12 protein-coding genes are annotated in these 10,652 nt (G+C 66.5%); 9 read left to right on the plus strand and 3 right to left on the minus strand.

All coding sequences use genetic code 11. The annotated features are described in order from the left end of the window. The first annotated feature begins 3 nt into the window (after nucleotides 1-3). The 5 genes from RQI43_RS05140 to RQI43_RS05160 all read left to right on the plus strand — a co-directional run bounded on the left by RQI43_RS05140 (nucleotide 4) and on the right by RQI43_RS05160 (nucleotide 6,496). Complete coding sequence (locus tag RQI43_RS05140) at nucleotides 4-879, plus strand: branched-chain amino acid ABC transporter permease (RefSeq protein WP_056434011.1); 876 nt, start codon at nucleotides 4-6, stop codon at nucleotides 877-879. Beyond that, nucleotides 879-2,801, plus strand: coding sequence for a branched-chain amino acid ABC transporter ATP-binding protein/permease (locus tag RQI43_RS05145; protein WP_311274443.1), 1,923 nt, complete (start codon nucleotides 879-881; stop codon nucleotides 2,799-2,801). Before RQI43_RS05140 ends, RQI43_RS05145 begins: the two co-directional genes overlap by 1 nt. Beyond that, nucleotides 2,788-3,492, plus strand: coding sequence for an ABC transporter ATP-binding protein (locus RQI43_RS05150; protein ID WP_311274444.1), 705 nt, complete (start codon nucleotides 2,788-2,790; stop codon nucleotides 3,490-3,492). The genes RQI43_RS05145 and RQI43_RS05150 overlap by 14 nt, the downstream gene beginning before the upstream one ends. Nucleotides 3,493-3,609: 117 nt before the next feature. Next, nucleotides 3,610-5,031 (plus strand): pyruvate kinase, encoded by a 1,422-nt coding sequence (pyk, locus tag RQI43_RS05155; protein ID WP_311274445.1) that lies wholly within the window; start codon nucleotides 3,610-3,612, stop codon nucleotides 5,029-5,031. 214 nt (nucleotides 5,032-5,245) lie between these two features. Next, a complete protein-coding gene (locus RQI43_RS05160) occupies nucleotides 5,246-6,496 on the plus strand; it encodes a glutamate carboxypeptidase (RefSeq protein ID WP_311274446.1) in 1,251 nt (416 codons plus the stop codon). Between the two features lie 10 nt (nucleotides 6,497-6,506). Here the strand turns inward: RQI43_RS05160 and RQI43_RS05165 are convergent, their stop codons facing one another. Further along, the gene (locus RQI43_RS05165) at nucleotides 6,507-6,719 is read right to left on the minus strand and encodes a DUF6494 family protein (protein WP_056434031.1); all 213 of its coding nucleotides are present in this window, start codon (nucleotides 6,717-6,719) and stop codon (nucleotides 6,507-6,509) included. 164 nt (nucleotides 6,720-6,883) lie between these two features. Beyond that, on the minus strand, nucleotides 6,884-7,246 hold the full coding sequence (locus tag RQI43_RS05170) for a DUF4440 domain-containing protein (RefSeq protein ID WP_311274447.1): 363 nt from the start codon (nucleotides 7,244-7,246) through the stop codon (nucleotides 6,884-6,886). Nucleotides 7,247-7,769: 523 nt separating this feature from the next. Between RQI43_RS05170 and RQI43_RS05175 the strand changes: the two genes are divergently transcribed. From RQI43_RS05175 to RQI43_RS05185, 3 genes are all read left to right on the plus strand, one after another. Next, complete coding sequence (locus tag RQI43_RS05175; protein ID WP_056434039.1) at nucleotides 7,770-8,222, plus strand: hypothetical protein; 453 nt, start codon at nucleotides 7,770-7,772, stop codon at nucleotides 8,220-8,222. A gap of 563 nt (nucleotides 8,223-8,785) precedes the next feature. After that, nucleotides 8,786-9,037, plus strand: coding sequence for a hypothetical protein (locus tag RQI43_RS05180; protein WP_244477934.1), 252 nt, complete (start codon nucleotides 8,786-8,788; stop codon nucleotides 9,035-9,037). Between the two features lie 425 nt (nucleotides 9,038-9,462). Then, nucleotides 9,463-9,606 carry a hypothetical protein gene (locus RQI43_RS05185; protein ID WP_311274448.1) on the plus strand — a complete coding sequence of 48 codons (144 nt, stop codon included), beginning with the start codon at nucleotides 9,463-9,465 and terminating at the stop codon, nucleotides 9,604-9,606. A 145-nt stretch (nucleotides 9,607-9,751) separates the two neighbouring features. Here RQI43_RS05185 and RQI43_RS05190 read toward each other — a convergent pair whose 3' ends face one another. Then, nucleotides 9,752-10,162, minus strand: a complete 411-nt coding sequence (locus RQI43_RS05190; RefSeq protein WP_056434050.1) for a hypothetical protein — start codon at nucleotides 10,160-10,162, stop codon at nucleotides 9,752-9,754. A gap of 154 nt (nucleotides 10,163-10,316) precedes the next feature. On the opposite strand from RQI43_RS05190, the gene RQI43_RS05195 reads away from it, so the two are divergent. Beyond that, a complete protein-coding gene (locus RQI43_RS05195; RefSeq protein ID WP_056434053.1) occupies nucleotides 10,317-10,604 on the plus strand; it encodes an MTH1187 family thiamine-binding protein in 288 nt (95 codons plus the stop codon). Nucleotides 10,605-10,652 lie beyond the last annotated feature (48 nt).

Below are 10,652 nucleotides of genomic sequence, written 5' to 3' on the forward strand. Positions count from 1 at the left end.
ACCATGCCGAGCACCGCCGTCCTCCTTTCCCAGGCCTTCAACGGCCTCGCCCTCGGCAGCCTGCTGGCGCTGGTCTCCAGCGGGCTCACCATCATCCTGGGCACGCTGGGCGTGCTCAACTTCGCCCATGGCGCATTGTTCGCGGTGGGCGCCTACACCGCCTTCGTGATGATGCAGGCGACGCACTCCTTCGTGCTCGCCCTGCTCGGCGGCTGCGCCGTGATGCTCATCATCGGCTTTGCCATGGAGCGGCTCATCATCCGCCATTTCTATGCCCGGCCGGACGAGGACCAGATTCTCGTCACCTACGGGATCGGCATGGTGCTGGTGGAAGCCTTGCGGACCTGGTTCGGCGGCAACAGCCAGCGGGTGCCGGTCCCCTCCTGGGGTACCGGCGCGACGAAGCTCGGCTTTCTGGTCTACCCGACCTACCGTCTCCAGCTGATCGGCATCATCGCGGCGCTGCTGGTGGGCCTCTACCTCGTCCTGTACCGAACCTCGGTGGGACTGGTCGTGCGGGCCGGCATCGAGAATGCCGGCATGGTCGGCATCCTCGGCATCGACGTGCGACGCACCTTCCTGTTCGTCTTCGCGGTGGGCATCGTCGCCGTCGGCCTCGCCGGCATGCTCTACGCCCCCGTCGTCGCGGTCACGCCCGACATGGGCGCGAGCTTCATGGTTCAGTCCTTCGTGGTGATCGTGCTGGGGGGCCTCGGCTCCTTCCCCGGCGCCATCGTCGGCGGCCTGATCGCCGGCGAAATCATCAGCCTGACCAGTGCCTTCAACTCCGCCTATTCGGAGGTGATGCTCTACGGCCTGATGGCCCTCGTCCTGGTGGCGCGGCCGCAAGGGCTGTTCGGCACGGAGGGCCGGGTCTGATGGGCGCCCGTCCGCTGCGCAGAGCCTGGCCCGAACTCGCCCTCCTCGTCGTCCTCCTCACCGCGCCGATCCTCCTGCCGCCGCTCGGCTTCTCGCACGACCTGCTGTCGCGGGCGCTCAACTGGGCGCTGTTCGGCCTTGGCCTCGACATCCTGTTCGGGCTCGCCGGCCTGCTCTCCTTCGGCCAGGCGGCCTTCTACGGGGCAGGCGGGTTCGTCGCCGCCTATCTGCTGGTCTCGGGTCTGATCCAGAGTGTCTGGCTCGCCTTCCTGATCGGCACGCTGGCGGCCGGCCTGTTCGGCCTCGCGGTCGGCTGGCTCGCCGTGCGACGCATCGGCATCTACTTTGCCATGATCACCCTGGCCTTCGGGCAGATGGCCTATTTCATCCAGAACTCGCCGCTCTCCGACTATACCGGCGGCGAGAACGGCATCGCGGGGGTTCCGGTGCCGGTGATCGGCTTCGGGACGTGGGCCGTCAGGATCACCGCCGGCCTCCCCATGTACGCGCTCCTCGCAGCGACCTTCTTCCTCGGCTTCATTCTGGCCCGGCGCATCGTGCACTCGCCGGTCGGGCTCATCCTGAAAGCGATCAAGGAGAACACCCCGCGCGTGGCCATGCTCGGCCACGACGTGCCGGCCTACAAGCTCGCGGCCTTCACCATCGCGGCCCTCTATGCGGGCCTTGCCGGCGCGATGCTGGGTTCCTTCCAGAGCTACATGCCGCCGGACGCCTTCGCGCTGGAGACCTCGGGCCAGCTGGTGGTGCAGACCATCGTGGGCGGGGTCGGAACGCTCGTGGGGCCCCTCGTGGGCGCCGTGCTCTGGCTGTGGCTGCGCGACAACCTCCAGCTCATTCCGGGCTTCGGCTCCCTCTGGAAGCTGATCCTGGGCGTAGCCTTCATCGGCTTGGTGATGGGCCTGCGGCGCGGCATCTGCGGAGAGATCCTGCATCGCTGGCAACAGCGCGGCGAGGCGATCCGCCTCCGCGCCGCGAAGGCACGCACGGAGGCGATCGAGGACGCCATCGCTTCGGGAGGTATCGTCGCGCCGGAAATCCCGGCCGAGGTCGCGCTGCCCATGCCACGACCGGCAGTGAACGGTCGCACCGCCCATGCGGAGATCGCATTGGAAGCTCGAGGGCTCGCCCGCCATTACGGGGGCCTCAAGGCCGTGGACGGCGTGAGTTTCCAGGTCCGGCGCGGCTCGATCCATGCGGTGATCGGCCCGAACGGCGCCGGCAAGAGCACGCTCTTCAAGATGCTCTCCGACGAGGTGACCCCAAGCGCGGGATCGGTCCTGCTGTTCGGCGAGCGGCTCACGGGGGCGGGCGTGACGGAGGCGACGCAGCGCGGCGTCGCCAAGAGCAACCAGCTTAACCAGCTCTTTCTCAACCTCTCCGTACGGGAGAACCTGCGGGTGGCGGCCCTCGCCAGGGCTCGCGGGCGATTCCGTCTCGACCTTATCGCCCCAGCCACGGGCCGGGCGGAGGTGGAGGCGCAGGTCGAGACCATGCTGGGCATCCTCGATCTCGGGATGCGGGCCGAGACGCGCGTCGGCATCCTCGCCTATGGCGAGAAGCGCCGGCTCGAGATCGGCATGGCCTTGGCCACCAGCCCCAACGTTCTCCTCCTCGACGAGCCACTGGCCGGCATGAGCCCCTCGGAACGCGTCGCGACCTGCGCACTCATCAGGCGGATCGGTCGTTCCTGCACGATCCTCCTCGTCGAGCACGACCTCGATGCCGTCTTCGATCTCGCCGAGCGAATCACCGTCCTGAGCGAAGGGCGCCTTCTCGCGGACGGGCCCGCCGAGACCGTGCGCCGCGACCCGGCGGTGCAGAAGGCCTATCTGGGTGCTGCCCCGGATGAAGCCTCCGGCGAGGGGACCACGATCCTGGGAGCCACGCATGAGCCTGCTTGAGGTCGAGGGCATCAACACCCTCTATGGGGATTCGCACGTCCTCTTCGACGTCTCGCTCCGGGTCGAGGAGAACGAGGTCGTGGCCCTGCTCGGCCGCAACGGGGCCGGCAAGACCACGACGCTCCGGACCCTGATGGGCGCCCTCTCCCCACGTAGCGGCACGATCCGCCTCAATGGCAAACAGATCCAGGGATTACCACCCGAGAAGATCGCGCGGGTCGGCATGCAGCTCGTGCCCGAAGAACGCGCCATCTTCGGCACCCTCACGGTGGAGGAGAACCTGCGCGTCGCCCGCCTCACCGCACCGAAGGGCTGGTCCCTCGACCGGGTCTGGGAAGTCTTCCCGCGCCTGAAGGAGCGCCGGACGTCGCGGGGCCGGACCTTGTCGGGCGGCGAGCAGCAGATGCTGTCGATCGCCCGAGCACTCATCCGCGACCCCCGGATCATCCTCCTCGACGAACCGTTCGAGGGCCTCGCGCCGCTGATCGTGCAGGACCTGATCGCCCTCACGCGCCGCCTCGCCCAGGAGGGCCGGACGATCGTCGTGGTGGAGCAGAACGTGGCCGCGGTGCTCAGCTTCGCCCAGCGGGTCTACGGCTTCAACAACGGACACGTCGTCTATGAAGGATCGGCGGACGACCTTCGCCGCGCCCCCTCGCCGATGCGCGCCTTCATGGGGCTGGCCGCATGAGGTCCACCGTCCGCCGAGGCAATGGCCCGGCCCCACTCTCGACCCAGGCGGTTTCCATGCGATCCTGAGCGTCCGAACCCCGTTCCGAGAAGGCGGTCGCTCGCGGCCGAATCGTTCATGCGCCGCTTCCGTCACGCCAAGATCGTCGCCACCGTCGGCCCCGCCAGCGCGTCGCCCGAGATGCTGCGCCGGCTGTTCCTGGCGGGCGTCGACACCTTCCGCCTCAATTTCAGCCACGGCACGCAGGCCGACCACGCGGTGGTCCATGCCGCGATCCGCGCGCTCGAGCACGAGGTGGGCCGGCCCATCGGCATTCTGCAGGATCTCCAGGGCCCCAAGATCCGTCTGGGAACACTCGCCGGCGGCCGCCTCGACGTGGTCCCGGGTGAGAGCCTCCGCTTCGTCCTCGATGGCGCCGAAGGCGGGCGCGACGCCATCCCCCTTCCGCACCCGGAGATCTTCGCCGCCGTCGCGCCGGGGCAGGACCTGCTCATCGACGACGGTCGCGTGCGGGTGCGTGTCACCGGCCTCACCCGCGACAGCATCATCGCCGAGGTGGTGATCGGCGGCACCCTCTCGAACCGCAAGGGCGTCAACCTCCCCGGCACGTTGCTGGACGTCTCGCCGCTCACCGCCAAGGACCGGGCCGACCTCGCCTTCGGGCTGGAGCTCGGCGTCGACTGGGTCGCGCTCTCCTTCGTGCAGAAGCCCTCCGACGTGATCGAAGCGCGCGGGCTGATCGGCGACCGGGCCGGCATCATGACCAAGGTGGAGAAGCCCCAGGCCCTGGAGCGCATCGACGACATCATCCGCCTCTCGGACGCCGTGATGGTGGCGCGCGGCGACCTCGGCGTGGAGATCCCGCAGGAGGACGTTCCGGGGCGCCAGAAGGAGCTGATCCGCGCCTGCCGCCTCGCGGTGAAGCCCGTGGTGGTGGCGACCCAGATGCTCGATTCGATGGTCTCGGCCCCGACACCGACCCGGGCCGAAGCCTCGGACGTCGCCACCGCGATCTATGACGGGGCGGATGCGGTGATGCTCTCGGCGGAATCCGCTACGGGAAAATTTCCCGTGGAGACCGTGGAAATGATGGCCCGGATCATCCATCGCACCGAGACGCACAAGCTCTACCGCTCGCTCATCACCGCCTCGGACCCCGACGAGGAGGAAACGCCACCGCACGCCATCGCCTCCGCGACGGCCAGCCTCGCCGATGCGGTGAACGCCGCCGCCATCGTGGCCTACACGCTCAGCGGAACCACCGCCGCGCGCATCGCACGCCGGCGCCCGGAGGTGCCGATCCTGGCGCTCACGCCGGACCTCGAGACCTCGCGCCGGCTCTGCCTGCTCTGGGGCTCGCACAGCGTCCAAGCCGCGGAGGTCACCACCTACGAGGAGATGGTGGCGGGCGCCATCGACCAAGCCGTGAAAGAAGGCTTCGCCAAGCCCGCGGATCTCGTCGTCATCACCGCCGGCATCCCTTTCGCGGTGGCGGGTACGACGAACAACGTCCGCATCGCTCACGTGCCGCCCGCATAGGCCATATCAGCCGGAGCGCGACGACGGTCCGAACAAGGGGCACGCCTGGCGACCCGGCCCAAACCCGGCCGGTTCGCCCGCAAGCCGCGCGATCCTTGCGTCGGAGCGGTCTCTACGGTTCTGTGACGATCGATGCGAGAAACTCCGGGACGGGCAGCCTACGAGCCGGATAGATCGTGGCTCGCTGCGTCGGCCTACGACGAGAAGGATTTCCATGCGTACGACCGCGTCTCTGGCCCTCGCCGTCCTCATGGCGCTGGCGCCGCTCGCCGCCCGGTCCGCTCCGGACGACACCGTGCTCGCAGCGGTGAAGGCGCAGGACGGCCCGTATCGCGAGACGCTGAAGGGGTTGGTCGATCTCGATAGCGGCACCGGCGACGTGTCCGGCCTGTCCAAGGTCGAGGCGCTCCTGAAGGCTCGCCTCGAAGCCTCGGGACTCGCAGTCAGCACCCGCAACGCCCCCGTCTTCGGCGGAAACACGGTGATCGGTACGCGATCGGGCAGCGGCACGCGCAAGATCATGCTGCTGGTGCATTACGACACCGTGTTCGGCACGGGCGACGCTGCCAAGCGCCCCTATACCGAGCGCGAAGGCCGCGCTTATGGACCGGGTGTCGCCGATGCGAAGGGCGGCATCGCGATGATCCTGCACCTCCTTTCCATCTTGGAGACCTTGCGGTTCGACGGTTATGGTACCCTCACGGTGGTCTTCAATCCCGATGAGGAGCGCGGCTCGCGTGGGTCGCGCGACGAGATCGCCAGGATCGCCCGCGATCAGGACGTGGTCCTGTCGTTCGAACCCTCCTTCGCCGAAGCCGGCGTCGATGCCGTCACCGTGGCGACGAAGGGCATCAACTACGCGAGCCTCACCGTGAAAGGCCGTGCCTCCCATGCCGGCGGCGCGCCGGAAGCCGGACGCAACGCGGTGGTCGAACTCTCCCACCAGATCCTCCAGCTTCAGGATCTCGGAGACCCAGCCAAGGGGACGAGCCTGCACTGGACCGTGGTCCACGGCGGCACCAAGCCGAACATCATTCCCGATGACGCCAAGGCGGAGGGCGACATGCGCTACTTCGTGCCGAGCGAGTACGACCGCGTCCTGTCCGAGGGACGGAAGATCGCCGAATCGCATCGCGTTCCCGATACGCAGGTGACCTTCGATCTCGCCAAAGGCCGCCCGCCGCTGCCGAGCAATCCGGGGACGAAGGCCCTCGGGGAACGCGCGCGCGCCATCTATGCCGAAATGGGTGCCGAGCTCATGCTGGCGGAGATCGGCGGGGGGACGGATGCGGGCTACGCCTTCCAGCCGGACAGCCCGGCGAAACCCGCTATCCTCGAATCCCTCGGCATCGTCGGGGGCCGCTATCACAGCACGGACGAGTTCGCGGTCCTCGCCAGCATCACGCCGCGGCTCTACCTCGCGACCCGCCTGTTCATGGAGGTGTCGAAGGAGGCAGGCCGCTGATCGTGACAGGTCAGCGTGTCGTGCCCGGATCTTCGCCCAGTGAGATCGTGCGCTCGACCACGTGCTCCAGCGGCGCGTTCTCGGCCGTGAGAGTCATGCGAAGCTTCAAAGACCCGCCCGGCACCTGACCCTCACGGGCCACACGCTCAATCTCACGCTGCGACGTCACTCCGACTTCCTTCAGGAACTTGCGCAGTTCGATGTTGAAGCGATCCTCGTCCATGACGTGTTCCTCCGTTTTGCCCCGATAGAGGCGATGGGACCGGTTATGACCCGGCGGGTCCGGATAGGCTCATCCCTCGAAACGGGATGTGGGCCGGGCCGGGATGCTGGCCCGGCGAACCGAGGATGGTTCAGTTCCAGATGTCGCTCAGTTCCAGGTGTCACTCAGTTCCAAGTGTGGAGCAGAGTACGCCAACCATCGCCATGAGGCTCCAGAACGTTCACCCAATTGCCCCCATAGCTCTGGGACTGACCTCCCTCTCCCGGTCCGGTCAGCTGCCAGAGCCCGGTGAGGATGACGGTCTCGCCCCTCTGCGTGGTGTCCTGGACCGTGATCTTATGGTCCTTGAATCCCTTCGCCTGCAGGTCGGCGAAGAAAGCGGAAATCTTGTCCGCTCCCTGGACGGGCGAGCCCCCCGCCGGGATCACCTTTCCCTCGTCGCTGTAGAGCTTTCCCAATGCGGCGGTGTCGCCCTTATTGAAGGTCTGATCCCAGAGATCAGCGATCGCTTGGCCTTGTAAACTCATCTCTTCTCCATCCGTTTCTTCGACGGTTCTGCGAGCACATATCGAAGCCGTGGTGCCCAGGGCCAAATGCCCGGAGTCCCGCCCTTGCCTTCCCGCGCGTTCCGAGCCGGCGATGCGGAATGTAGAGCGCCGTTCACCGAAGGGGATGGCCTCCGCCGGTTCGGAGGTCGGATGGAGGTTAGTTCCGGTTCCGCATCATCCCCATCCGTCGATCGAACCTCGCCTAAACCTCAGCAGCGGGCGACGCCGTGGATCGCCCGACATGGCGTGTCGAGGCTGAGGGCCCGGTTCGGCGAGACCGACCGGCGTCGCGAATTCCCTCGACCGCTCGCATTGCCGTGCCACGACACCGACGATGAGTGGCGGCACCGATGACACAGGCTCTGCCATGCGGTGACGTCACCGCCTGCCGGCCTAAGAAAGCTCGTGCGTTCGGCGTGCGAACTTTGCATACGATTCCGAATGGCAGGTTCGAGCGTTGCCCGTTCGCGGCCCTCGGCCGGACCGCCCCAAGGAGTCCCTGATGGGCATTTTTCAGAACCTGCTCGAACGCGTCACCGCCTATGTCGGCGACAAGACGCTGATGTATGCGGCCGTATCCGCAGCCTCGAACGTCATCGTGGCCGACAGTGAGGTGGACGAGGCGGAGGTCGAGGTCGCACTCGCGGCCATGCGGGCGAATCCCATCATCGAGAAGGGATACGATACGCTGATGCTGGAGGCGGAACTGTTCGACGGGATCGCGCGGGCCCGGACCCGCGTCGGGCGGGCGGACAATCTGAGCCGCGTGGCCGCCATCGCCGACAGGTCCATCGATCAACGAAACGGGGTGTTCCTGATCGCGGCCGATGCCGCCGATCACGAGGGGATCAGCGACGTCGAGCACATCGCTCTCGATGAAATCGCCGCCGCCCTTCTGGTCGACAAGGAGGCTCTGCTCCGGCTGGCTCCGGTGAAGCCGTCGATCCCGTCGTAACCGGGGCGATGCGTCCTGCATGGCCGATCTAAGTCATCGATGCGAACCGGCACATCGAAGGGTGTGTCCGGCGGGCGACACCGAATGGTTAAAATCATATTAACCATTCATGACGACCACACGTTAGAAATCCTTCGACTATAGAGCCGGCATCCAACCCTTGCCGGTCATTGCCATGATCCTCGCTTCCCGCAACATCGTCAACGAACACCGCGAGATCGCCGCCATCGCGATCACCTACGGAATCTTTCTCAGTGGGATCATGCTCCTCACTTGGACTATGGCCTGACGCCGTCCACAGCGAGCCGGGCCCCTGTGTCCGGCTTCGCCCACGGCCTCGGAATCTGTGCCGGCACGACGGACGCAGCCTGAACTTGCCCTCGGGTCAAGCAGTGCACTGACGTCGTACGCCGGGAGCGCAAAACGAATGCGGTCTTCGTCAAGGAACCGATGAGCCTTCAAAGATGTTCGTCCATCCAAATTGGAGGAAATGAATGTCTGACAGCGCTTTAGCTTCGGTTATCGTCCCGTCTCTCCGGGCGGCTCGCTCGGCAAGGGAGCGGTTGGCACGTGCCGGGTTCGCCCGCAACAGCGTGGATATCGAACGCCACGGCGACGAATTCGAAGTGTCCATCAGCACGAGGACTGAGAATCTGGAGCGCGCTCAGAACATCCTTCAGGGCAACCCCGTGGTCGGCGATCTTCGCGATGCGGGCTCACGTGCGCTCGGCGCCTTCCACGACAACCGGCCGCTCGCGCTGGGCCTCGCGGCACTGGCGGGCTTTGCCATCTTCCACGTCTCGAAGAGGCGGTGAAGCCGAGGCCGAACGCGCCAACGAAAGGGCGAGCCCGGTAGTCGCAAAGCGGGCAGATGGGCGCCGTTTTGCTCCGGGCCGAAGTGGCGGTTAGACTGACCACCATGAAACATGAACCGATCCGCCGGTTTGTCATCGCGTGCCGTTTCGGCGCGGCGATGCTCGGCGGATTGTCCATGACGATGACGACCACCGTCTTCGCTTAGTCTCCGTCACCGGCAGTTGCGGTAAACAACTGGGCGGACCTTCGCGCGACGCTTGCGTCCTGCTGGTCGGTCCCGCCGGATACCAGGGGATCGCTGATCGCGTTCCTGTTCGGCATCAGCAAGACGGGTGAGCTACGTGGTGCACCTCTCGTCACGGCGCGCCGCCTCCAGGGCGATCAGGACGCCAGAAAACGGTTCGAGGAGGCAGCGAGGGATGCCGTGAACCGTTGTTTTCCCATGACGGTGACGCCGTCCTTCGGAGCCATCCTGGGCGAAAGCCCCATCCGCCTGCGCTTCGTCAATACGCCGCCGACGGCGGCCTACCAGATCAACAGCAACATCACGATCTTCGCACCACCCTGATCGCGCCGCATCGGGGCGGAGACGGTGTGCTTCAGATCCGTCGCTGTTTCATGAGCCGGAATGGCTCGGAACAGGCGACAGCGATAAGCGCATGCAAAAAGGGCCGCCTCGCGGCGACCCCTTCGTTTCCTCATACGGTTTCGGCTCAGTAGCCGTAGTAACCACCGTATCCGTAGCCATAGGCCGGCGCGGGAGCGTAACCGCCGTAATAGCCGACGGGGCGGCCATAACCGTAACCGTCGTAGCCGTAACCACCATTATAGGCTCCGGCTGCGATGGCTCCGGCAGCCAAGCCAGCGACGCCGAGGCCGATGGCGGCACCAGGACCGATGCCGCGACGGCCATATCCGTAACCACGACCGTAGCCGCCGCCGTAGCGACCGTAACCACCGCTGTAACGGCCATAACCGCCGCGATGACCGTATCCACCGTGGCCGCCGAAGCCACCATGACCGTATCCGCCGCCATGGCCCCAGCCACGGGCTTCCGCAGGTGCCGCCGCGAGGAGGGCACCGAGGCTGACGGCCGCGGCCGAGAGGAGTGCGAGCTTGCGCATTCGAAACATCCTGTTGTGAGGTATGCCCATCAACGGACCGGGCGCCCGGCCGTTCCCATCGCCCCCTGGGCGCTGGCGACGCAGGCCGTCGAGACGCCTCTAGGACCATTGGGATCGGCCATCCCGTTTGCCCGCATTGCCAAGGAGAACCGTCATGAAAGTCGTCGCGGATCTGTGCATCGTCCCCATGGGGGTCGGACCCTCGGTCTCCTCCTACGTGAAGGAGATCAAGACCATCCTCGAGACCAGCCACCTCAACGCCGAGATGCATGCCAACGGCACGAATATCGAGGGCGAGCTCGCCGACATCTGCCGGCTCATCGAACTCTGCGAAGAGAAGCTGAGCCAGCTCGGCGTTCAGCGGGTCTTCTTTACCATGGCCTTCTCGTCGCGGCGGGACAAGGAACAGTCCATGGCCGACAAGCTGACGGCTGTTTCCTGATCCGTTGGCACCTTGGCGGCGCAGCGGAGTTGACCCTCCCCGTTCCCC

Source organism: Methylobacterium sp. WCS2018Hpa-22, assembly GCF_031843785.1.
Lineage (GTDB): Bacteria > Pseudomonadota > Alphaproteobacteria > Rhizobiales > Beijerinckiaceae > Methylobacterium.